This is a genomic window from Novosphingobium sp. B1 (assembly GCF_900176395.1).
Taxonomy (GTDB): Bacteria; Pseudomonadota; Alphaproteobacteria; order Sphingomonadales; family Sphingomonadaceae; genus Novosphingobium.
Map to the genome: position 1 here is coordinate 199,627 of NZ_FWXL01000005.1, position 23,210 is coordinate 222,836.

Consider the following 23,210-nt stretch of genomic DNA (forward strand, 5'->3'; position numbering starts at 1 on the left):
GGCTTTGTCGCTCGCTGTTGTTGGGCGACTGAATTCGGCCCCAAATGGGTCGCGGACTGAATTAGTCTTCGTTGCTGAAGCGAACCGCGACATTCGTGAAATGCCCCTCGTCCGCGAAGCCTTGGCCTAGGTCGTACAGATAGAGCGTAACAGGGCACGGCCTATCCTCAGCCCATTGCACGGCTTCGGCTACAGAGACTGCCTCAAGTGCCTCATAATCAACGGTGAGGCGAGGATCGCTCTCAGGCGCCTGATCGGAATCCTTGCAGCTGTTATCGTGTTCGGTAGCTTCGACGATGGCGTTGACTTCCCGCCAACGATAAGGCCGAGTTCGCTTGTCGATGATGTTCCACAGCATTTCATCAAGATATCAATAGCTTTCGAAAGTGACAACGGCAGGAAACCATCATTCGCTGCCCATTCTTGCCTTGACCTTCCTACCGCCCCCCGGCTTGACACGGGTTTGGGCTTTTCTTCCAGCGCCCCGCCTGAAGAGAAAAGCCAAGGCCCGGATCAAGTCCGGGCCGACGATGGAATGGATTGTTACCCTGCGCCCAGCACCCTCGCTCTCCCCTGAAGAAGAGAGGGCTAAGGCGTCAGAGCGCCGAAACTGCCAGAAATTCCGGGATCGGCCCATTCCACTCGCCGGGCTTTGACGGCGGTTCGGAGTGGTCGCGGTAGCTGTGCTGTTCGCGGCGCGGGGCGCGTTCCGGGCGGGCCTCTGCACGCGGTTCGCGTTCGGTCCGGGGTTTGCGTTCCTCGCGTGCGGGACGTTCGCGGCGGCTCTCGCGCTTGGGCTCTTCCTCGCGGCGCTCGGCTTCGCGCGGCTTGCGCTCTTCCTTCTCGGCGATCTCGAGCTTGAACTCGGGGATCTTGGTTCCCTGCAGCTTCTCGACGTTGTCGATCGCCTCGGCATCTTCCGATGCCACCAGCGTGAAGGCGCGGCCCGTCGCGCCGCCGCGGCCGGTGCGACCGATGCGGTGGACGTAGTCGTCCGGGTGCCACGGCGTGTCGAAGTTGAAGACGTGGCTCACGCCCTTCACGTCAAGCCCGCGCGCAGCGACGTCGGACGCGCAGAGGATCGAGATGTCGCCGTCCTTGAACTTCTGCAGTTCGGCGTTGCGCGCGCTCTGGTCCATGTCGCCGTGGATTTCGCCCGCGGCAAAGCCGTGGCGCTGCAGCGACTTGGCCAGTTCGCGCACGGTGGTCTTGCGGTTGGCAAAGACGATGGCGGTGGTGACATTGTCGGTACGCAGCAGTTGGCGCAGCACTTCGCGCTTCTGGCGCGAGGTGCAGCGCACCTTGAACTGGGCAATGCTGGTGTTGGTCGACGCCGGACGCGCCACTTCGATCATCTTCGGATTCGACAGGAACTTGTCGGCCAGCTTCTTGATCGGCGGCGGCATCGTGGCCGAGAACAGCAGCGTCTGGCGCTGGGTCGGCAGTTTGGTGCAGATATTCTCGATATCGGGGATGAAGCCCATGTCGAGCATGCGGTCCGCCTCGTCGATCACCAGCAGATCGCAGCCCGTGAGCAGGATCTTGCCGCGTTCGAACAGGTCCATCAGGCGACCGGGCGTGGCGATCAGCACGTCGACGCCGTCCTGCAGCGCCTTCACCTGATCGCCCATCTGCACACCACCGATAAGCAGCGCCATCTTGAGATCGTGATTCTTGCCATACTTCTCGAAGTTCTCGGCCACCTGCGCGGCGAGTTCGCGTGTTGGTTCGAGAATCAGCGAGCGCGGCATCAGCGCGCGGCGGCGGCCGTGGGCCAGAATGTCGATCATCGGCAGCACGAACCCGGCCGTCTTGCCGGTGCCGGTCTGGGCGATGCCGATGATGTCCTTCATCATGAGGACGGCGGGAATTGCCTGCGCCTGGATCGGAGTGGGCTCATCATAGCCGGCATCGAGCACCGACTGGAGCAATTCATCCGAGAGGCCGAGGTCGGCAAACTTCATGCAGGCAATTTTCCGAAAACAAGAGACGGCGCAAGCAAATGCACCTGCTGGACGGCTTGCAGCGCAAGATACCGCCAACACTGATTGCGCGCTAAGACGATATGGCCCGAAAAGTCAAGAAATCCGCGATGAAACGCGAACTTCAGTCATCATCCGGGACAAGTTCGCGCATCCTGGTGATGGCGCAGTTCGCACCTGCACGGGAATGAATGGTATCGCGCCCCGCGCAAAGCTGCCCGTCAGTGCTGCGCTCCACGTAGAAGCCCGAATAGAAATCCCTGGCATGGCAAGACTTGTCCAGGCTGGCACCGATCAGCTTGCGACTGCGTGTAACCAGTATGAGTCGCCCCTGCGATTCGATCTGCACTCCCGCAATGTTTGCAACGGGCAGGCACTTGTCGGTCTTGCGCTCGTAAAATCGGAGTTGCTGCTGCGGCGGGCCCGGCGGCATCGCGAACATCTGGCCAGGCATGCGGGGGGCGATCCGGATGATCATCCGCTGCTCGATCCGAACCTGATTCCACCGATCATCGCCAAGCCGAAGATCCGCCGCGCCTTGCGCTTCAAAGCCGGAGCGATCATCGATCAGCGGCGAACCGACCGGAATCATCGCCCCGACCCACTCGTCAGAGACCTGCACAAACGGGAAGGGCGTCATGACGGGTTGCGCCGCCGGAAGCGACAACAGCATAAGTCCCATCGGCGCCAAGGTGGCGATCAGGCTGAACATCTCGGCAGAATTACTCTGTTCGGCCTGGAGACGGCCCAGTGGCAACCGGTAATGGCACGCGCTGTGCTCCTCCCAATCGAAAGCCTGTTTTCGCAGGTTCAAAAGCCATAGCCGAACGGCTTGAACGCTTGCTTAACTTCGCGGCAATCAAAAATGAATTGCCCTTGCGCGCTCGTGCCAATAGCCGACCAGACATGACCGATGCGTTTCTAAAGGAAGCGGCCTTCCTGCTGGGGCCCAAGGGGCTGACCACAGACGCTGGCGACATGGCGCCCTGGCTGACCGACTGGCGCGGCCGTTATACCGGCCATGCGCTCGCCATCGCGGCCCCGGCGACCACAGCAGAGGTCAGCAGCCTCGTGCGGCTCTGCTCAAGCCATCGCGTTGCCATCGTGCCGCAGGGGGGCAACAGTGGCATGTCCGGCGGGGCAACGCCCATGGGCACGGGAAACGAACTGCTGCTGTCGCTGCGGCGGATGAACCGGATCACCGCGCTGGATCCAGCCGCGCGCACGGCGACGTGCGAGGCAGGGGTAATCCTGCAGACCCTTCGCGAAGCCTCTCATGCCAAGGGCTTGCGCTTCCCGTTGTCGTTGGGCGGCAAGGGGTCGGCAACGATCGGCGGGCTGATCTCGACCAATGCCGGCGGCACGCAGGTGCTCCGCCATGGCTCGATGCGCGCACTCGTCATGGGGCTTGAAGCCGTCATGGCCGATGGCTCAGTGCTGGATCTGCTGACCCCATTGAAGAAGGACAATCGCGGCTTCGATCTCAAGCAGCTCATGATCGGTTCGGAAGGGACGCTGGGCATTGTCACGGCAGCCACGCTCAAGCTGGAACCGGCGATCTGCGGACGCAGCGTGATGTGGGCAGGCGCGGCATCCCTCCACGATGCGCGCGAACTTCTGCTGCTGGCGCAGGACATGGCCTCGGGCCTTGTTGAGGGCTTTGAAGTCTTGCCGCAGCACAGCCTGGAGGCGGTCCTTGCCTACATGCCTGACCTGCGCGCGCCTCTGGCAGGTGCGCACCCATGGCATGTGCTGATCGAACTGGTCGCGACCGATCCCGAAACTTCGGAACGTCTTGCTGGCCTGTCGGAGAACCTGCTGGCCACCGCTTTCGAGCGCGGACTGATTGCAGACGCCACGATCGCCGCCAGCGAGGACCAGGCCGAGCGCCTCTGGCTGATCCGCGAAACGATCTCTCCGGCCGAACGCGCGATCGGTCCGGCGATGCAGCACGATATTTCGGTGCCTGTCGAAAAGATGCCGGCATTTGTCGAAGCCGCCGTGCCCCGCCTTGAGGCCGACTGGCCGGGCACACGAGCCGTCTGCTTCGGCCACCTTGGCGACGGCAATGTCCATTTCCACGTCATTGCCCCCGCAGGAAGCGATCGCGCCACCTGGGAAGCTTCGGATGGCAAGGCCATCAGCGCGCAAGTGCATGACATGGTGTCCGCCTGGGGCGGCTCGATCTCGGCCGAGCATGGCATTGGTCGTTTGAAGCGTGATGAGCTGGCACGACTCGCCGATCCGGCTATGCTGGCGACAATGCGCGCCATAAAGCATGCGCTTGACCCGGACGGCCTGCTAAACCCCGGAAAGCTTGTCTGACGCGGCTTGCGCGGGCTTTTCACAATCCCTAAGACCGCCACTCCCGCCAGTCGCGGCCAGAAGGTTTTTGCCCGCGCAGTTGTTTTGATTCTTGGAGAGATGCAAAATGGCCAGCGCGCCGCAAGCCAACCTGCCGATGTTCTATAATGATCTCATGCCGCTCAACAGCCGCGATCACGCGACATGGAAGGCGAAGAATGCGGACGCAGCGCCTTGGCTGATCGGCCAGCATGCCATTCCCCTGACCGCAGAGGAATTTCCGCAGGCAGCCCGGCACTATCCGATCATCTTCGCCTCGGGCGACAACCCCGTGCCGCTTGCGCTCATGGGCCTGAACGAAGGCGTCAATGTTTTCGTCGATGCCGACGGCAAGGTGACGCAGCCGATCTACATCCCGGCTTACGTTCGCCGCTACCCGTTCCTTCTCGCGAAGCTGAACCCCAGCAGCGAGGAACTGTCGCTGTGCTTCGATCCTTCGGCCGACCTGCTTGGCGAATCGGTCGATGGGCAGGAGCTGTTCGTCGACGGTCAGCCTTCCGAAGCGACCAAGGCCGCGCTCGGCTTCTGTGAACAGTTCGAGCAGGCGGGTCAGCGTACGCAGGCCTTCATCGACGAGCTGAAGAAGCACGACCTGCTTATGGAAGGCGAAGTGGCCATCCAGCAGGAAGGCAACGAACAGCCTTTCATCTACCGCGGCTTCCAGATGATCAATCAGGAAAAGCTGCGCGAAATGCGCGGCGACGTGTTGCGTGGCTGGGCGCAGAGCGGCCTTCTCCCGCTGCTCTATGCCCACCTGTTCTCGCTCGAACTGATCAGCTCGATCTTCGGCGCGCAGGTTCAGCTCGGCAAGGGGCCGATTCCTGCAATCACCCTGCCGGCATGATGCTTCCGGTTGCAGCCGAAACCGGCTGCAACACAGGGGCAACACCAATATCAAAAAGCGCGACGACCACTCGGTTCGTCGCGTTTTTTCTTGGGGTGTTGCAAAAATACCGAAAACGCCCTTGCGAGGCCGAGGCAGCTTGCCTATCTTGAGAACGTTGCCCTGCGGCTCCCCTCATGGCCCAGAGCAACTGGTGCACTCACGTGCACCTCCTCCCTGAACCTTGGCCACCTGGAGCTTCGCTCCAGGTGGTTTTTTCTTGGTCAGCAATCCCAGCCATTTCCCGCAAGTTTACTCCGCAGCGGCACGCCATCTGCCGCGGCCGGGCACGCGGCCCAGTTCCGCCACGTCCAAAGCCAGGCGCCGCACCAGTCCGACCAACAGCTGGATCATCGCTTCAAACCCTGGTCCCGGCTCAGCCATGCGCGAATCGAGGTAGCAGGTCCGATCGATCTCCAGTTGCAGGCAATGGATTCCTTCGTGACGACGGGCGTGGCGCTCGAGAACGTACCCTCCCGCGTAGGGCCGATTATGTGACACGCGCCGACCTGCTTCATGGAAATAGCTGAACGCCGAGGCGACCGTCCCGCCATCGCAGGATGCTCCAAACCGGTCCCCGATGACGAATTCGGGTGCGGCTTCTCCAGGCGACCGGGCGGCGAGCGGTGGCATCGAATGAAGGTCGATCAGCAGCACGGCTCCCCATCGATCGCGGATCGCCATGAGAGTATCGGCCAGTGCGGCATGATAAGGCACGTGGATTCCGGCGATCCGCTCTTGCAGTTCGCTGTGATCGAGCCTGCGCTTCCACAACTCGCCCAGCCCCGGCAGGCGCCGCGGCACCAGGCCGAGGCCGCTGCGAGCACGGCGTCCGAACGGGGATGGGCCCGCCGATGCGTCTGCTGGCGCCCCACCCAGCATTTCCCAGTCGACATCATCGCACGAACGGTTGAGGTCCAGCATGGCCCGCGGAGCATGAGCAACGAGCAGCGCCGCCCCCGTCTCGGCCGAAACTGCGTTGCCAAGGAGATCGACATACCGATCCTCGAGCCGCGGCGCAGCAAAAGCGGGATGGCGCATCCTGTCGAGGAGCGACTTCGCATAGGCCCTGCCCGCGTGGGGTACAGCTATTACCACCGGAATGGGCGATGGCTCGGAAATGCTGAGCGAGAAAGCGTGAATTCCGGGGGTTCCGGGCACCGATCCACCGGTGGTCACGCCCGCTTTCAGGCCGCTGCTCACGGTCGAATCGCCATTGGTCTCGGGCGCTGGCTCCATGCCTTGACCGTGCAACCGATTCCTTCCTGTGTCAAAACCCTGTCTGGTCCGGTTTCCGACAGGGGTCATCGTGAATTGGCCTGCAACTTCAACGGCAGAATGTTAACTCCTCGCGACTAAAGTCCCGGACGCGGCAATGGCGACATGGTCAGGCCGCGCCAAACGCACATCAAGCACAAAAGGATGGCCATGATCCGGATCCTGCTCGCCGAAGATGAAGAGGCGATGCGCACCTATCTCTGCCGTGCACTCGAGAACGCGGGCTATTCGGTGGCCGCAGTCGACCGCGGCACCGCCGCCATCCCCTTGCTCGAGCGTGAGCACTTCGACCTCTTGCTGTCCGACATTGTCATGCCCGAGATGGACGGCATCGAACTGGCACAGCGTTGCGCCGAGATCAGCCCGGCGACCAAGGTCATGTTCATCACCGGATTCGCTGCCGTTACGCTCAAGGCCAATCGCGAAGCGCCCCAGGCGCGCGTGCTGTCCAAACCATTTCACCTCAAGGATCTGGTCCTCGAAGTCGAGCGCGTTTTCGAGGATGCCGCATTTACCGGCACTCGCCAGCCCTGATCGCAGAAAGCTGAAATTTCCCCCTTGCCATGCTGGGGACCCAAGGCTAATGGGCCGCTTCCCGGCAGCTTGAAGCTCTGCTGAAGGCCTCGGGAAGCTTGATGGTGCGGGCGTATAGCTCAGTGGTAGAGCACTATGTTGACATCGTAGGGGTCGCAAGTTCAATCCTTGCTACGCCCACCATCGGATAGCCTGAAGGGCGGCGCTGCGGCGCCGCCCTTTCTGCATTCAGGCCTTCCCTTACGAGGCCACGGTGGCCTCGGCGCGGCGGAGCAGCACCCAGAACAGGCCAGCGATGACCAGCGCTCCCACCGGAATGCCGGTTGCCACGCCCAGGGGGCGCGCAAAGGCTCCGACCGCAAACGCCGATGCCACTGCCATGCGCTCCCATGGCAAGCTTTCCTGCCGTGCCAGGAAGATCAGCGGAAAGGCCAGAAGGGCAAAATCGTAGTCGAGCACGAACGGCGTTGCCAGCAAGGCCCCCGTCATGCTCGCCGCGCCGACGTCCAGCGTCATGCCCTTGCGCCAGGCCAAGCGTACCAGCAGCACGACCACGGCGACAGAAAGGACGATTTGTGCAGTGTAGGCCGCGCCTACAGGCAGCCCGAGCAGCCGCAGCGCCGAGAACAGGCTCTGCATCTTGCCAAAGCCGACTGCGCCTTCGGCCATGGCTGCCTGCGCTGGACCTGCCGCTGCCAGCCATTGCCCCCAGATGTCGAAGCCGAAGGCGAGCGTCGCCATTGCTGCCGTCGTCAGGACCGTCACCGCCGCCCAGGCAACGACGCGCCACTGCTGCGCGGCAATCAACACCAATGGAACAGCCACGCCAAACTGCGGCTTGAACGCAGCAAGGCCAAACAGCACACCAGCCAGAACTGACTGTCCACGCGCCGCGCAAAGGAAGCCGCCACCCAGCAAAGCTGCCAGCAAAAGTGAAGTCTGGCCGTGGGTTATCGAGATGAGCAGCGGCGGAAATGCCGCAAGAATCAGTCCATCGATCCGCCCGGCCCACGCGCGCACCGCAAGGAGCCATGCGCCGGCTGTCGCGATAAGCCATCCCACCAGGGCTGTGAAATAACCGGCAAGCCCCAAGGGCAGGCACCACAACAGGAACACCGGTGGATAGAAAAAGGCGGTATAGCCCGTCTGCTGCGGCCAGACCGCACTCTCGGCCGCGCGATGCAGTGCCATGTCATACGGATTGCCCCCCGCATGCACGACCTGTCCTGCCGCCCAGAAACTGACGAAATCGGTGCCTAGCAGTCGGCCTTGCGGATCGAGGCCGCCATGCGAAGTCAGCAGCAGCCACGCAAGAGAGGCCGCATTGGCGATCGCCAGCGCCCAGAGATAGGCACGGACGCGGTGCGGATGGAGCCATGCCCCACTCCGCATCGTGTCCCATACCCCGTTTTTTGAACCTTGCCCCGTCCCCATGGGCACGAGATGTGCCGCAAGGGGTCAGGTCTGTCCATCGCCTTGGTGCCTTACTTGCCCTGCCAGTTGGGCTTGCGCTTTTCGGCAAAGGCCGCCGCGCCTTCACGCGCATCGCTCGATGTGAATACCGGTGCGATGTAGGCCTGCTGCTTCTGCCACATCTCCGCCTCGCTCCACTCATGCGAATCGCGGATGATCCCCTTGGACGCAATCAGTGCGAGCGGACCGTTTTCGGCAACCTTGGCTGCCAGCGCCTTGGCCGCATCGAGCGACGGGCCCTCGACGATCTGGTTGATGAAACCCAGTTCATAGGCACGTTGCGCAGTAATGAAGTCACCGGTCAGCGCCAGTTCCATCGCGATGCGCGGCGGGATCTGGCGCGGCAGCTTGATCAGGCCGCCGGCTGCTGCGGCAAGACCACGCTTGGCCTCGGGAATGCCGAATTTCGACGAAGCGCTCGCCACGATCAGGTCGCACGACAGCGCCAGTTCCATGCCGCCTGCCAGCGCATAGCCATCGACCGCGGCAATGATCGGCTTTTTCGGCGTCCATTCGGAAAGCGCGCCGAACCCACGCCCAGGAACCGAAGGCGATTCACCGCGCAGGAAGCCCTTGAGATCCATACCCGAACAGAACGTGCCGCCCGCGCCGGTCAGGATCGCACAGCGCAGGTCGGCTTCGGCGTCCAGCCGGTCCATCGCTGCCGAGATGCCCTCGGCCGCAGCCTTGTTCATTGCGTTCTTCGCATCGGGCCGGTTGATCGTGACGATCAGCACGTTGCCGTCGACTTCGGTAAAGACTTCCGCCTCGCTCATAGCATCTCTCCAACTGCAATTCCGCCCGGCGCTTTAACCGGTCACTTAAACATCTGCATTGCCCACCCGCCGATGTCCAGCGCAAAGCCCGAAAAATTGCGCGAATCGCCCCATCGCCTTGCGCACCGACAAGCCTCTGCTAAGGGAAGGCGCAATTTCTCTCCCCAGCTTGAAAGACAGGACGGACATGGCGAAGATCAAGGTGAAGAACCCGGTCGTCGAACTCGACGGCGACGAAATGACCCGGATCATCTGGGAATGGATCCGCGAACGCCTGATCCTTCCCTACCTCGACATCGACCTGAAGTACTATGACCTCTCGGTCCAGAAGCGCGACGAGACGGACGATCAGATCACCATCGATTCCGCCAACGCGATCAAGCAGTATGGCGTCGGCGTGAAGTGCGCCACGATCACGCCTGACGAGCAGCGCGTCGAGGAATTCAACCTCAAGTCGATGTGGAAGTCGCCCAACGGCACGATCCGCAACATCCTTGGCGGCGTTGTCTTCCGCGAACCAATCGTGATCCAGAACGTGCCGCGCCTGGTTCCGGGCTGGACCGACCCGATCGTCGTCGGTCGTCACGCCTTCGGTGACCAGTATCGCGCCACCGATTTCGTCGTGCCCGGCCCCGGCAAGCTGCGCCTCGTCTGGGAAGGCGACAACGGCGAGACGATCGATCGCGAGGTGTTCAACTACCCCTCGGGCGGCGTCGCCATGGCGATGTACAACCTCGACGATTCGATCCGCGACTTCGCGCGCGCCTCGTTCAACTATGGCCTGTCGCTGGGCTGGCCGGTCTACCTCTCAACCAAGAACACCATCCTGAAGGCATACGATGGCCGCTTCAAGGATCTGTTCCAGGAAGTGTTCGATAGCGAAGGCTTCAAGGAAAAGTTCGCCGCCGCCGGCATCAGCTACGAACACCGCCTGATCGACGACATGGTCGCCTCGGCGCTCAAGTGGTCGGGCAAGTTCGTCTGGGCCTGCAAGAACTACGACGGTGACGTGCAGTCCGACACCGTCGCACAGGGCTTCGGCTCGCTCGGCTTGATGACCTCGGTCCTGATGTCGCCTGACGGCAAGACCATCGAGGCCGAAGCTGCCCACGGCACCGTGACCCGTCACTACCGCCAGCACCAGCAAGGCAAGCAGACCTCGACCAACCCGATCGCCTCGATCTTCGCCTGGACTCGTGGCCTGATGTACCGCGGCAAGTTCGACGAGACCCCGGAAGTCGTGAAGTTCGCCGAAACGCTCGAGCGCGTCTGCATCGAAACCGTCGAAAGCGGCAAGATGACCAAGGACCTTGCTCTGCTGATCGGCCCCGATCAGGCGTGGATGACCACCGAGAAGTTCTTCGAAGCCATCGTCGAGAACCTCGAGACCGAAATGAAGAACTGGGCGTAAGCACCGGTTCCTTCATGGAAACAGCAAAGGGTCCCGGTTCGCGCCGGGGCCCTTTCGTTTGTGCATTCAACCGATGCGGTAGACCTTTACGGGTGACAGCACCTGCCCCCTGCCCTAACCTCTCAGAATGGCAGGCAATCTCGAACCGACGACCGCACTTTCCGACGCACTCGTAATCCTTGGTGCCGCAGGCATCGTCATCCCGGCCTTCGCCAGGTTCCGTATCACCCCGATCATCGGCTTCATCGTCGTGGGCCTGCTTGTCGGCCCGTTCGGTCTCGGCGCGCTCGTGCCGCAGTTCCCGTGGCTCTACCATGTCACAATATCCGATCCGGCAGCGATAACGCCCTTTGCAGAATTCGGTATCATCCTGCTGCTGTTCGAGATCGGGCTTGAACTTTCCTTTAATCGTCTTTGGGACATGCGCCGCCTGGTTTTCGGCCTTGGCGCGATCGAACTCGGCGTTTCTGCCTTCCTGCTCTCGGGAGTCCTGCTCGCCACTGGCTTGCAGATCACCGGCGCCTTCGGCCTGGGCCTCGCGCTCGCGTTATCGTCGACGGCACTTGTCCTGCCCATCGCCGGGACACACGGCCCTGTCGGCCGCGCCGCTCTGTCCATGCTGCTGTTCGAGGATATCGCGCTCGTGCCGATCATCTTCATTCTGGGCGCAATGGGTCCAGTCGCCGCGCATTCGGATGGCCCAACGCTCGGAGAGACCCTGCTCTACGGCGGCATCGTCGTCGCTGTCCTGCTCGTCGGTGGACGACTGCTCCTGCCGCGCCTCTTCGCGCAAGCCGCGCAGACCAAGAGTCCGGAACTGTTCCTTGCCGCCACGATGCTGGTGGTGATCGCGGCGGCCCTGTCGACTTCGATGGTCGGTCTCTCACCGATCATGGGCGCGCTGCTCGCGGGCCTGCTGATTGCCGAAACCGAATATCACACCGAAGTCGAAGCCATCACCAAGCCATTCAAGGGCCTGGCGCTTGGCGTATTCCTGATCACCATCGGAATGGGGATCGACTTGCGCGTGGTCTGGGCCAATATCGGCCCCTTGACGCTGGCAGTTGTCGGCGTGGTCGTGCTCAAGGCGCTTGTCACCATGTTTGCCTTGCGCTTCATGGGCAAGGAGCGTGCCACCGCGCTCGAAGCCGGCATTCTCATGGCCAGCCCTTCCGAGACCACGCTGATCGTTCTGACGACAGCCGCCGAAGCCGCCCTGATCGACCGCGAGACCGCACAGTTCTGGCAGATCGTCACCGCGATCGGCCTGACCATCACACCGCTTCTCGCCAAGTTGGGCGAATCCTGGGGCCGGCGCCTCGCGCAAGGCACAGCCGATGTCGGGCAAGCCACTTTCGTCGAAGAACCGGAAGGCGAGCGCGTCGTTGTCATGGGCTTCGGCCGTGTCGGGCGCCTGATTGCCGAGATGCTGACGGTCCACAAGGCGGCCTGGCTCGGCATTGATTCCGATCCCGTGATCGTGCGCAACGCCCGCAAGGATGGCTTGCCCGTGCTGTTCGGCAATATCGACAGCGAGGCCGCCATCGCCCGTCTCGGGCTCGACGATGCCAAGGCGATGATCCTCACCATGGACGAGCCGGTGCTGATCCTGCGCATGGTCAAGCGCCTGCGCAGCGTCCACCCCGATCTGCCGATCATCGTCCGTGCCCGCGACGCTGCCCACGCCGCCGCGCTTTACAAGGCCGGTGCCAGCCATGCCGTGCCCGAAACTTTGGAAAGCTCGCTGCAATTGTCCGAAGCAGTGCTGGTCGATCTCGGCTTCCCGATGGGCCCGGTCATCGCCTCGATCCACGAAAAGCGCGATGAATTCCGTCAGAAGATCAAGGAGGAAGGCGAACTCAACTCGCTGCCGCGCCTGAAGTCTGCCTCGTTGCGGGAACGCTCTGCCTGACGGCCTGCAACCGCCGGGTTCTCCGCGCATTCATTATGCGAGGAGAAACAGGATGACCCACCGCAACACCCCCGGCAACCGGCCCGATCTCAACCCCGCCACACAGGGGGATCAGCCGGACAAGGGCCCGATCGAACAGCCGCAGCAGACCGACGCCACCATGCGCGAGAAGAATCTGCCGCGTGGTTCCGAACCTGAGACACGCGGCACCTCAGGACGGCGATGACGGAATATCAGCGCTCGATTAGGCGCGCGGTTCAAACACGCTCCACCCTGTGCGCTGGACCAGACGCTCCAGCGCCAGGGTGCCAAGCTGCGAATTGCCGCTGCCGTTCAGGCCGGGCGACCAGACTGCTATGCTCGCCACTCCCGGCACGATCGAGAGTATCCCCCCGCCCACGCCCGATTTGCCCGGCAGACCGACCCGGAATGCGAAGTCCCCGGAATTGTCGTAATGACCGCAGGACATCATCAGCGCGTTGATGCGGCGTGCTCGGCTCGGCGTGATGATCGAGTGACCGTCCACCCGTCCGCCGTTCATCAGGTAGCGGCCCGCCATGGCAAGCTCGCAGCAGGTCATCGCCAGCGCACAGAAGTGGAAATAGACACCCAGCACCCGCTCGACTGGTGCATGGATGTTTCCGAACGCGCGCATGTAATTGGCCAGCGCCATATTGCGAAAGCCCGTATCCTGTTCAGCCAGCGCCACGGCTTCGTCGATCCTGATCGATCCTTCGTCATCCCCTGCCAACGTCCGCACGAAACGGACCATCTGCCCGATTGCCTCTCGCGGCTCGCTTCGCCCCAGCAGCACATCGCACAGCACAATCGCGCCGGCGTTGATGAACGGATTGCGCGGGATGCCCTGCTCGCTTTCCAGTTGCACGATCGAATTGAACGCACTGCCCGAAGGCTCTCGCCCGACGCGCCGCCACAACTGGTCGCCCACCGCCCCCAAAGCCAGCGTCAGTGCAAAGACCTTCGAGATCGACTGGATGGAGAACGGCTCTTGCGCATCGCCGGCGGCGTGCACCGTCCCGTCCACCATCACCACCGCGATGCCGAACTTGTCGGGCGAAATGCACGCAAGCGGCGGAATGTAGGAAGCCACCGCTCCCCGTTCCGTCTCGCCCCGCATCTCCTCGGCAATTTCGGCAACGATGGCGGCGATGGAACTCATGCCGACAGAACTACACCCGCAGTGGCATAGCGGCAAAGCACCATCCATCCACGTCGCTCGTAAAGCGCCCGCCCCGGCGCCGTTGCTACCAGCACGTGCGGCACCGCCGGATCAGAGCACTGCTCACCCAGCGTTTGCATGACAAAGCTGCCCAGCCCGCGTCGCTGATGCAGGTCACTCGTCACGATGCGATCATAGACAAAGGCATCGTGAGTCTCGGCCGCATATCCCTCTGCCGCGAGCGTGCCGTCGGAGGCGATGATCTCCACATGGCTCACCACCCCCGCTCGTGTCACGCGGCCGATATAGCCTTCGGGCAGGCCGACAGCCTCTCGCACGCCGAGCTTGTGCATGAACCAGCGCTCCGGCTGCGCTTGCCACCGCGCTGGCAGAAGCGCCATCAGATCGGAAGATGTCCCGAACAGCTTCAGCAAATAGCCGGGCTCGGTGATCGCCTCACCCAGTTCGCAAATCCCCGTGCATGGTTCTGCGAAGACCCAGCGGGCCTGCTCGCTTTCAGATCGGGTGTCGACCCGCAAGCCACCATGTTCCGGCACCGGATCGGGCAGGCCGCGCGCGAGCGACCGCCCCCTGACCCAGGCAAAGGCCAGGCCCGGATCATATCCCACGCTGCAGCGCTGCCTGTCGATTACTGCGCGAGAACCGCCATGGCCGCAGCAATGGCATCTGCGGCCTTCGAACCGTCCGGACCGCCACCTTGCGCCATGTCCGGGCGGCCACCGCCGCCCTTGCCGCCAAGCGCTTCGACGCCCGCGCGCACCAGATCGACCGCGCTGACCTTCCCGGCCAGATCCTCGGTCACCGCTGCCGCGATGGAGGCCTTGCCCTCGTTCACCGCCACGATCACTGCCACGCCTGAACCCAGGCGCTGCTTGGCCTGATCAAGCAGCCCGCGCAATTCCTTGGGATCAAGGCCATCAAGCACCTGGCCAGAGAACTTCACGCCGCCGATTTCTTCGTCGGCATTTTCCGCCTTGGCCGAACCGCCGCCCAGCGCCAGCGCCTTCTTGGCCTCGGCCAATTCGCGTTCGAGCTTCTTGCGCTCTTCCATCAGCGCGGAAACACGCGCCTCCACGTCTTCCGGGGTCGTGCGCAGGATCGATGCGGTGTGCTTGAGCGACTCTTCGCGCGCCACGAACCATTGCCGCGCGCCTTCACCGGTGAGCGCCTCGATACGCCGCACACCCGATGAGACAGCACTCTCGCTCACGATGCGGAACACGCCAATGTCGCCCAGAGCACGCACGTGCGTGCCGCCGCACAGTTCCACCGAGAAATGCTTGTCAGTTGCGCGGCCCATCGAAAGTACGCGCACTTCATCGCCATACTTTTCGCCAAACAGCGCCATCGCTCCCGCCTCGATTGCGTCGTCAGGGCTCATCAGGCGCGTTGTCACCGGCTCGTTGGCACGGATCTCGGCGTTCACTTCAGCCTCGATCGCAGCGATGTCATCAGCTGTCAGCGCCGTCGGCTGCGAGAAGTCGAAACGCAGGCGATCTGCCGCAACCAGCGAACCCTTCTGCGTCACATGCCCGCCAAGCCGGTTGCGGAGTGCCGCGTGAAGCAAGTGCGTGGCCGAGTGGTTGGCGCGGATCGCGTCGCGACGTTCGACGTCGATGTCGAGCTTCACCACATCGCCGACCTTGACCGCGCCGGCTTCCACCTTCGCGTTGTGTGCGTGCAGACGGCCCAAGGGCTTGGCCGTATCGCTCACCGCCAGCTTCAGGCCATCGCCACCGGTGATCGTGCCCGCATCGCCGGTCTGGCCACCGCTTTCGCCGTAGAACGGCGTCTGGTTGACGATGACGATCACGTCATCACCCGCAGCAGCACTCTCGACTTCCTTGCCGTCCTTCACCAGTGCGACGACTTGCGCTTCGCCGGTGGTTGCAGTGTAGCCCGTGAACTCGGTCGCGCCGACGCGCTCGGCAATGTCGAACCACACTTCGCTGTCCGCGGCCTGGCCTGAACCCTTCCATGCCGCGCGCGCTGCCGCCTTCTGCTGGGCCATCGCGGCGTCGAAACCCTCACGGTCAACGGCGATGCCACGAGCGCGCAGGGCGTCTTCGGTCAGGTCATAGGGGAAGCCATAGGTGTCATAGAGCTTGAACGCGGTTTCCCCCGGCAGCGCATCGCCTTCGCCCAGCGCGGCGGTCGCCTCGTCGAGCAGCTTGATGCCGTTCGACAGCGTACGGCGGAACTGCACTTCCTCGCGCAGCAGGGTTTCCTCGATCAGCGGCTGCGCACGGCCAAGCTCGGGATAGGCAGCGCCCATCTCGGCGACCAGCGCGGGCACCAAGCGGTGCATCAGCGGGTCCTTCGCGCCGAGCAGGTGGGCATGGCGCATCGCACGGCGCATGATCCGGCGAAGAACGTAGCCGCGCCCTTCGTTCGACGGCAGCACGCCATCGGCCAGCAGGAAGCTGGTCGAGCGCAGGTGGTCGGCAATCACGCGATGGCTGGCGCGCTGCTCGCCTTCGGCCTTGACCGAAGTCAGGCTTTCGGACGCCGCGATCAGCGCCTTGAACGTGTCGGTGTCGTAGTTGTCGTGCTCGCCCTGCAGCACGGCGGCGATGCGCTCGAGACCCATGCCAGTGTCGATGCTCGGCTTGGGCAGGCTGCCGGTGATCTCGCCCGCAGTCTGCTCGAACTGCATGAACACGAGGTTCCAGATCTCGATGAAACGGTCACCGTCTTCTTCCGGCGATCCCGGAGGGCCACCCCAGATGTGGTCGCCGTGATCGAAGAAGATCTCCGAGCACGGCCCGCACGGGCCATCATCGCCCATCGCCCAGAAATTGTCCTTGGTGGCAATACGGATGATGCGGTCTTCGGGGAGACCTGCAATCTTCTTCCACAGCTCGAACGCCTCGTCGTCGGTGTGATAGACGGTGGCGAGCAGCTTGTCCTTGGGCAGTCCCCATTCGCGCGTCAGCAGCGTCCACGCGTGGGTGATCGCCTGCTCCTTGAAGTAATCGCCGAACGAGAAGTTGCCGAGCATCTCGAAGAACGTGTGATGGCGCGCGGTGTAGCCCACATTGTCCAGATCGTTGTGCTTTCCGCCCGCACGCACACACTTCTGCGATGACGTCGCGCGCGGGGTCGCGCGCGTCTCCAGGCCGGTGAACACGTTCTTGAACGGCACCATGCCGGCGTTCGTGAACATCAGCGTCGGGTCGTTATAGGGCACCAGCGGTGCAGACTGCACCACGTCGTGCCCGTTCGAGCCGAAGTATTCGAGGAAGGAGCGGCGGATTTCGTTCGTCGAAGTCATGAAAGGCCGATTAGGCGAGCGTTCGGCGCGCTACAAGCACGTTTCATCCATCACGGTGATCGAACGTGGCGGTTACCAGCCAGGCGGCGGCGGGAAAGCGGACCCTGCCATCGGCCAGATGCGCTTCCACAAGTTCCCGCAGCCGTGTTTCCACCTCATCACGCTGCTCCTGCGGCAGGGTGCGAAGGGCCGACGCCGCCGGACCGATTCGCCGAAACAGCGCCATGGCCTCGCCAACCGGGTCTGCACCCGTGCCTGCAATATAGCCGAAGTCGATGGGCATGAACTCAAGGTCCCGCCATCCGGAAAGGCAAGCGGCGACATGATCCGGGTCGGCGAAGGCGAATGGCCCTGGCGCGAAGCGTTGTGCCCGCACCGGCGGCGTCGGTGGCAACAACCCAGCAATGCCAGACGCCCAGGCATTCTCTGCAGCCGTGCGAAAACAGGAAAACACAAGGCGCGCTCGCGGCGCGGCGACCGATGCAAGGTGGCCGAACGCCTTGGGCGGATCTGGAAAGAACATTACCCCATGCCGCGACACCAGAAGATCAGGCGCAGCATCTCCCGGTCCCGGCCGCCAGACTGATGCGTCAGCTTCCTCGAATGTGACATTCGGCGGCCCCGATCGTGATCGCGCTGTCTCGATCAAGTCCCGTGAGATATCGATGCCGGTGACGAGCGCATCAGGACGGGCATGGCCTATGGCCAGCGAAAGTTCCCCAGCCCCGCAACCCACATCGACAACACGGTGGCCCGGCTCACGAGATATGGCCGCAAGCAACTGGGGGGTCAGTTCGCTGAAACTGGTGTCTGTCCTCTGCCACTCCTGCGCCCAGTTCTTGCCAACCGTGCCCTGCCAGTCCGCCGCGTTGGTCACCCTGCAACCCCTTACTGCCCGAAGTACTCGCCGCCCTTCTCTCGCGCGCGCTGCCACGCTGGCCGCGCCCGAATGGCAGCGACAAAGGCCGCCAACTTCGGCAGTTGCGACCCTGCACCCTGCATGACCGCAATTTCAGCCGGGAAGCTCATCATCACGTCCGCGCCGGTCCAGTCATCGCCAATGAAGTGGCCGGACGGCCGCAGGATCTGCTCCATGTATCCGAAGTGCGCCGCCAGCTGCTCGTCGATGCGCGGCTTGAGCGGCGCTGCGGAATCGCCAAGACGAGAGGTATAGAGCTGCAGCAGGATCGGAGTCATCGCCGAACCCTCGGCAAAATGCATGAGTTCAAGGTGACGCACGGCGTCGTCCGTGCCATTGGCTGGAAGCCAGTTGCCCGCGCCATAGCGTTCGCACAAGACCTGCACGATGGCCCCTGATTCCTCGATCATCCGCCCGTCGATCTCAAGCAGGGGCGACTTGCCGAGGGGGTGAATGGCCTTGAGTTCCGGCGGCGCCAGATTGGTGACGGCGTCGCGCTGATAATGTCGGATCTCGTAGTCGACGCCCAGTTCCTCGAGCAGCCAGAGGACGCGCTGCGAGCGGCTGTTGTTGAGATGGTGAACGACGATGCCCATGGCGATTCTCCGATTGGTTTAAGCGGAAGGTTAACGACCAGCCCGTTGATTGCAAACGGCATCGCACGAAGTGGAAACTGGCGGGCGGTGCCCTGCAACAAGAAGCCCGCGCGATCCTGCCGGGGAACGCGCGGGCTCTTTGTCTGGCCGGCAGCCCGTTGGACTGCTCTGCACCTTGAAGATCAGCCGTCGTCCGCGTCCGGACCAACCATCAGACCTTCGGCAACCTGATCGGTGCGGCCGCGGATCGCGGCTTCCAACCGGTCGCAAATCTCGGGATTATCGCGCAGGAAGTTCTTCGCGTTCTCGCGGCCTTGCCCGATGCGGATCGAGTCATAGCTGAACCATGCGCCCGACTTTTCGACCACACCGGCCTTGACCCCAAGATCGAGAATCTCGCCGATCTTGGAAATGCCTTCACCGTACATGATGTCGAACTCGACCTGCTTGAACGGCGGCGCAACCTTGTTCTTGACCACCTTCACGCGCGTGGCGTTGCCGACGATCTCGTCGCGGTCCTTGATCTGCCCGGTGCGGCGGATATCGAGGCGGACGGAGGCATAGAACTTCAGCGCATTGCCACCCGTCGTCGTCTCGGGATTGCCGTACATCACGCCGATCTTCATGCGCAGCTGGTTGATGAAGATCACCATGCAGCGCGAGCGGCTGATCGACCCGGTCAGCTTGCGCAGCGACTGGCTCATCAGACGGGCCTGCAGACCGACATGGCTGTCACCCATCTCGCCTTCGATTTCAGCGCGGGGGACCAGCGCGGCAACCGAGTCCACCACGAGCACGTCGATCGCGTTCGAACGCACCAGCGTGTCGGTGATCTCGAGCGCCTGCTCGCCAGTATCGGGCTGCGATACGATGAGCTCGTCGATGTTCACGCCAAGCTTGCGGGCATAGACCGGGTCAAGCGCATGCTCGGCGTCGATGAACGCCGCAGTACCGCCGCTCTTCTGCGCCTCGGCAATAACGTGCAGGGCCAGCGTGGTCTTGCCCGAGCTTTCCGGACCATAGACCTCGATCACGCGCCCGCGCGGCAGGCCGCCCACACCCAGCGCAATGTCGAGACCGAGCGAACCGGTGGAAATGGCCTCCACCTGCATCGCTTCCTTCGAACCCAGCTTCATCGCCGAGCCCTTGCCAAACGCACGGTCAATCTGTGCGAGGGCTGCGTCTAGCGCCTTCTGACGATCCATGTCCTTGATCTTACCTTCCTCGATGAGCTTGAGCTGAGCCGCCATGGCATCGATCCCCTTGCTAGAGTTGGCTCACACGAACCGTCAACAGGGGTTATGTACCCTCTATGTTCCAAGGGAACAAGAGGGGAACGAAAATAAATCTCCGATGTGGAGCGGACTCCTGCAAAGTCCTTACCGGCTAATGTCTTTTCCGTCATGCCGCGTGCAGTTGTGGCGGTGGAAAACGCAGGCTTGGGCACTTGCCCACAACGCCGGAACTGCTGCGAAAATGAAAAGACCGGCAGGGGCGGCGATTGTTGCGCCCCCCTGCCGGCCTGCCGTCTGCAGTTTGTTCCGAAATGCTCAAACCACGCCGAAAGCCAGCATTGCGTCTGCCACTTTCTTGAACCCGGCGATGTTCGCGCCTTTCACATAATCGATGTAACCGCCGCCCTGGTCGCCAAATGTCAGGCAGGACTTGTGGATGCCGGCCATGATGTCCTTCAGCATCTGCTGCAGTTCGTCTTCCTTCCACGAACGCCGTTCGGAATTCTGGCTCATCTCCAGGCCGGAAACGGCCACGCCGCCGGCGTTCGACGCCTTGCCGGGGGCATAAAGGATCCTCGCAGCCTTGAACACGTGCACGCCTTCCAGATCGGTCGGCATGTTCGCGCCCTCCGCCACTGCCTGACAGCCATTGGCGATCAGCGTCCGCGCATCATCGCCGAGCAGCTCGTTCTGGGTCGCACAGGGCAGCGCCACATCGCAAGGCACGCTCCATGGGGTCTTCCCGGCAACGAATGTCGCCTTGGGATAGGCTGCCACATATTCCTCTATCCGGCCACGCCGGTGAGTCTTGTGGGTCTTTACCCAGTCGATCTTTTCCTGATCGATGCCGTCCGGATCGTGAATGTATCCGCCCGAATCCGAAAGGGTCAGCACCTTGCCGCCAAGCTGGACGATCTTCTCCGCCGCGTGGGTCGCCACGTTGCCTGATCCGGAAATTACCGCGGTCTTGCCGGTCAGGTCCTCGCCTCTGGTCGCCAGCATGTTTGCCAGGAAATAGACCGCGCCATATCCGGTCGCCTCGGTGCGGATCAGCGAACCGCCCCATTCCAGGCCCTTGCCCGTCAGCACTCCGGTAAAGTTGTTCGTGATGCGCTTGTACTGGCCGAACATGAAGCCGATCTCGCGCCCACCCACGCCGATGTCACCCGCCGGCACGTCGATATCGGCGCCGATATGGCGATAGAGCTCGGTCATGAAGCTTTGGCAGAAGCGCATGATCTCGCGCACGCTCTTGCCCTTGGGATTGAAGTTCGACCCACCCTTGCCGCCGCCCATCGGCAGGCCGGTCAGCGCATTCTTGAAGGTCTGTTCGAAAGCGAGGAACTTGAGCACCGATTCCGTCACCGAAGGGTGAAAGCGGATGCCGCCCTTGTACGGCCCGATCGCGTTATTGTTCTGCACGCGCCAGCCTCGCTGCACGCGGACGTTGCCATTGTCGTCCTCCCAGCACACCCGAAAGCTGACCACGCGGTCCGGCTCGGCAATGCGGCGCAGTATCTGCTGCGCGTGGTAATCTTCATTGTCCTGAATGAACTCGAAGATATCTTCAGCGACCTCCTGAACCGCCTGAACGAATTCCGGCTGGTGGGGGTTACGCTTCTTCACGCCTTCCATGAAGGTTGGCAGGTCAACATGATCGGATACAGCCACGGTAGTCTCCCCCAAATGGGAGCCTGTTGCGGCCCCCGTAACGTCTCCCGGAATGAACCCGGCAGAACGAAGGTTGCGGCCCGTGACGGCGACTTCGGCATTACTTCCGAGTCGCGCTGTTCTTCAAAGCAAGATTAACGCGTTTTGCGCGGCGCGAAAGCGATTGATATTCCTGTCAGCGTCCGGGAGGAAGCCGGGCATCAATCTTCTTGAAGAGCCCGTCGAGTGCCGACTTCACGGATTCGCCAGCTGCTGCGTCGTCCTTTGTCGGGTCCGGGGTATAGCTTGGGCCAACCTCGGCGGGATCCGCATTTTCAACGGATCCGGCGTTGCCTGCCACCACCGACTCAGGCTCTGCACCGTTTTCGGGCAGGACCGGCGAAAGGAGCGCAGCCGAAGGCGATGCAGGTCCCAGAAGCCTCGTCAGCCCCGCTATCTGTTCGCCGAGAACCTTGTCCACCGCCGTGGAGATGGCCTCTGTCTTGTAGCGCATGAAGCCGCCGACGACGTACTCCCACAGGATCCGTGTCGCCTTGCCGCCGCTGCCGTCCACCGACTTGAATGTCACGGTCATCGTGCCGTTTACCGCTTCGGACTGCAGAGGTCCCAACCCGCCGACAAGACGGAGCGCACGATAAGGCTCGGCATAGACCACACGCATGTGCATGACCGAGCCTGCCTTCTGCGAAGCGGGCGCGCCCTTTGGCACCGGCAGCTTCTCGCAGAAACACCCGTTCGCGATTGGGTCCATCACCAGATTAGCCGCATCACCCGAGTATGTGTGTTGCGCGTGCCACCATTTGGATGGGGTTGTGAACGCCTGCCATGCCTCTGCCGGCGATGCGGCGACCTCTCCGGTCACGCGGACCACGAAACCCGCGTCAGTCCGCGCTGTCACCTCGGCAAAAGCGGCCGATGAAGCAAAAGCGGCGAGACCGCCAAGTCCCGCCGCCAGAAATTTATGAAGTTTGCGCATGTCGGAAGTCCCTGCCCGCCCCAAAACGGACGGATCACTTCCTCCTGTTAGCGCTTGCCGAGGATGGCCTCAATGGCTGCCGTCACGTCGTCCATGTCTGCCATGCCATTGACCCGGCTGACGATACCCTGTGCCTCGTAGATCGGCAGGATCGGCGCGGTCTTCGCGCGATATTCCGCCATGCGCGTGCGCACGGTTTCTTCGTTATCGTCAGGGCGACGCTTGAACTCGTGCCCGCCGCACTTGTCGCAGGTGCCTTCGACAGCCGGCTTCTCGAACGTGTCGTGATAGCCCTTGCCGCAGGTTGCACAGGTGTAACGCCCGGTAATGCGCTCGACCAGGGCATCTTCGTTCACGTCGAGCTCGATCACGTGATCCAGCACCTTGCCGCGTGAGGCAAGGATCTCGCCCAGCGATTCGGCTTGCGGCGCCGTGCGCGGATAGCCATCGAAGATGGCGCCCTGTCCAGCGGCCAGCGCATCGAGTTCATCACCGATCAGCGCTGATACGATCTCGTCCGAAACGAGCTGACCCGCTTCCATTACCGCCTTGGCCTTCAGCCCGACGGGCGTACCTGCCTTGACCGCAGCGCGCAGCATGTCGCCCGTGGAAAGCTGCTTCATGCCATGGCGTTCGACCAGGCGCTGAGCCTGCGTGCCCTTGCCCGCGCCCGGAGGCCCCAACAGGATGATGTTCACGAGATCGTCCCCCTCATGCGGCCGCTG

Annotated in this window: 21 protein-coding genes and 1 tRNA gene; 7 read left to right on the plus strand and 15 right to left on the minus strand. The window is 62.8% G+C overall.

Annotated features, from left to right (window positions below; genetic code table 11):
- Positions 1–61: 61 nt before the first annotated feature.
- The 3 genes from B9A23_RS10865 to B9A23_RS10875 form a co-directional block, all read right to left on the minus strand.
- A complete protein-coding gene (locus tag B9A23_RS10865; RefSeq protein ID WP_084278919.1) occupies positions 62–358 on the minus strand; it encodes a hypothetical protein in 297 nt (98 codons plus the stop codon).
- Positions 359–596: 238 nt separating this feature from the next.
- On the minus strand, positions 597–1,964 hold the full coding sequence (locus tag B9A23_RS10870; protein WP_084278921.1) for a DEAD/DEAH box helicase: 1,368 nt from the start codon (positions 1,962–1,964) through the stop codon (positions 597–599).
- Between the two features lie 142 nt (positions 1,965–2,106).
- Positions 2,107–2,739: a hypothetical protein gene (locus B9A23_RS10875; protein ID WP_084278922.1), complete on the minus strand. Its 633-nt coding sequence runs from the start codon at positions 2,737–2,739 to the stop codon at positions 2,107–2,109.
- A gap of 149 nt (positions 2,740–2,888) precedes the next feature.
- Here B9A23_RS10875 and B9A23_RS10880 point away from each other — a divergent pair, with 149 nt between their 5' ends.
- Together B9A23_RS10880 and B9A23_RS10885 are read left to right on the plus strand one after the other, a co-directional pair.
- Positions 2,889–4,307, plus strand: coding sequence for an FAD-binding oxidoreductase (locus B9A23_RS10880; RefSeq protein WP_084278923.1), 1,419 nt, complete (start codon positions 2,889–2,891; stop codon positions 4,305–4,307).
- Positions 4,308–4,413: 106 nt separating this feature from the next.
- Entirely contained in the window at positions 4,414–5,190 is a 777-nt protein-coding gene (locus B9A23_RS10885) for a SapC family protein (RefSeq protein ID WP_084278925.1), read from the plus strand.
- 291 nt (positions 5,191–5,481) lie between these two features.
- Here B9A23_RS10885 and B9A23_RS10890 read toward each other — a convergent pair whose 3' ends face one another.
- Entirely contained in the window at positions 5,482–6,468 is a 987-nt protein-coding gene (locus tag B9A23_RS10890) for an N-formylglutamate amidohydrolase (protein WP_084278926.1), read from the minus strand.
- Positions 6,469–6,657: 189 nt separating this feature from the next.
- Between B9A23_RS10890 and cpdR the strand changes: the two genes are divergently transcribed.
- Together cpdR and B9A23_RS10900 are read left to right on the plus strand one after the other, a co-directional pair.
- The gene (cpdR, locus tag B9A23_RS10895; protein WP_084279235.1) at positions 6,658–7,041 is read left to right on the plus strand and encodes a cell cycle two-component system response regulator CpdR; all 384 of its coding nucleotides are present in this window, start codon (positions 6,658–6,660) and stop codon (positions 7,039–7,041) included.
- A gap of 108 nt (positions 7,042–7,149) precedes the next feature.
- Positions 7,150–7,224 (plus strand) — tRNA-Val (locus tag B9A23_RS10900).
- Positions 7,225–7,281: 57 nt separating this feature from the next.
- Here B9A23_RS10900 and B9A23_RS10905 read toward each other — a convergent pair.
- Entirely contained in the window at positions 7,282–8,433 is a 1,152-nt protein-coding gene (locus B9A23_RS10905; RefSeq protein ID WP_139797424.1) for a glycosyltransferase family 87 protein, read from the minus strand.
- Between the two features lie 92 nt (positions 8,434–8,525).
- Positions 8,526–9,290, minus strand: coding sequence for a crotonase/enoyl-CoA hydratase family protein (locus B9A23_RS10910; RefSeq protein WP_084278929.1), 765 nt, complete (start codon positions 9,288–9,290; stop codon positions 8,526–8,528).
- A gap of 187 nt (positions 9,291–9,477) precedes the next feature.
- On the opposite strand from B9A23_RS10910, the gene B9A23_RS10915 reads away from it, so the two are divergent.
- The 3 genes from B9A23_RS10915 (at position 9,478) to B9A23_RS22785 (ending at position 12,839) form a co-directional block, all read left to right on the plus strand.
- Positions 9,478–10,701: an NADP-dependent isocitrate dehydrogenase gene (locus tag B9A23_RS10915; RefSeq protein ID WP_084278931.1), complete on the plus strand. Its 1,224-nt coding sequence runs from the start codon at positions 9,478–9,480 to the stop codon at positions 10,699–10,701.
- A 127-nt stretch (positions 10,702–10,828) separates the two neighbouring features.
- Complete coding sequence (locus B9A23_RS10920) at positions 10,829–12,613, plus strand: cation:proton antiporter domain-containing protein (RefSeq protein WP_084278934.1); 1,785 nt, start codon at positions 10,829–10,831, stop codon at positions 12,611–12,613.
- A gap of 52 nt (positions 12,614–12,665) precedes the next feature.
- Positions 12,666–12,839, plus strand: coding sequence for a hypothetical protein (locus B9A23_RS22785; RefSeq protein ID WP_176217960.1), 174 nt, complete (start codon positions 12,666–12,668; stop codon positions 12,837–12,839).
- A gap of 18 nt (positions 12,840–12,857) precedes the next feature.
- On the opposite strand, the gene B9A23_RS10925 is transcribed toward B9A23_RS22785, so the two are convergent.
- The 9 genes from B9A23_RS10925 to B9A23_RS10965 form a co-directional block, all read right to left on the minus strand.
- Positions 12,858–13,793, minus strand: a complete 936-nt coding sequence (locus B9A23_RS10925; protein ID WP_084278936.1) for a glutaminase — start codon at positions 13,791–13,793, stop codon at positions 12,858–12,860.
- Complete coding sequence (locus tag B9A23_RS10930; protein WP_254895076.1) at positions 13,790–14,422, minus strand: N-acetyltransferase; 633 nt, start codon at positions 14,420–14,422, stop codon at positions 13,790–13,792. Before B9A23_RS10930 ends, B9A23_RS10925 begins: the two co-directional genes overlap by 4 nt.
- Positions 14,423–14,442: 20 nt before the next feature.
- Positions 14,443–17,088, minus strand: coding sequence for an alanine--tRNA ligase (gene alaS, locus B9A23_RS10935; RefSeq protein WP_084278940.1), 2,646 nt, complete (start codon positions 17,086–17,088; stop codon positions 14,443–14,445).
- Between the two features lie 43 nt (positions 17,089–17,131).
- Positions 17,132–17,965, minus strand: coding sequence for a methyltransferase domain-containing protein (locus tag B9A23_RS10940; RefSeq protein WP_084278943.1), 834 nt, complete (start codon positions 17,963–17,965; stop codon positions 17,132–17,134).
- A gap of 11 nt (positions 17,966–17,976) precedes the next feature.
- Positions 17,977–18,603 carry a glutathione S-transferase family protein gene (locus B9A23_RS10945; protein WP_084278944.1) on the minus strand — a complete coding sequence of 209 codons (627 nt, stop codon included), beginning with the start codon at positions 18,601–18,603 and terminating at the stop codon, positions 17,977–17,979.
- A 182-nt stretch (positions 18,604–18,785) separates the two neighbouring features.
- A complete protein-coding gene (gene recA, locus B9A23_RS10950) occupies positions 18,786–19,853 on the minus strand; it encodes a recombinase RecA (protein WP_084278946.1) in 1,068 nt (355 codons plus the stop codon).
- Between the two features lie 300 nt (positions 19,854–20,153).
- On the minus strand, positions 20,154–21,509 hold the full coding sequence (gdhA, locus tag B9A23_RS10955) for an NADP-specific glutamate dehydrogenase (protein ID WP_084278949.1): 1,356 nt from the start codon (positions 21,507–21,509) through the stop codon (positions 20,154–20,156).
- A gap of 175 nt (positions 21,510–21,684) precedes the next feature.
- On the minus strand, positions 21,685–22,485 hold the full coding sequence (locus tag B9A23_RS10960; RefSeq protein WP_084278951.1) for an SRPBCC family protein: 801 nt from the start codon (positions 22,483–22,485) through the stop codon (positions 21,685–21,687).
- A gap of 47 nt (positions 22,486–22,532) precedes the next feature.
- Positions 22,533–23,183 carry an adenylate kinase gene (locus B9A23_RS10965; protein ID WP_084278952.1) on the minus strand — a complete coding sequence of 217 codons (651 nt, stop codon included), beginning with the start codon at positions 23,181–23,183 and terminating at the stop codon, positions 22,533–22,535.
- Positions 23,184–23,210 lie beyond the last annotated feature (27 nt).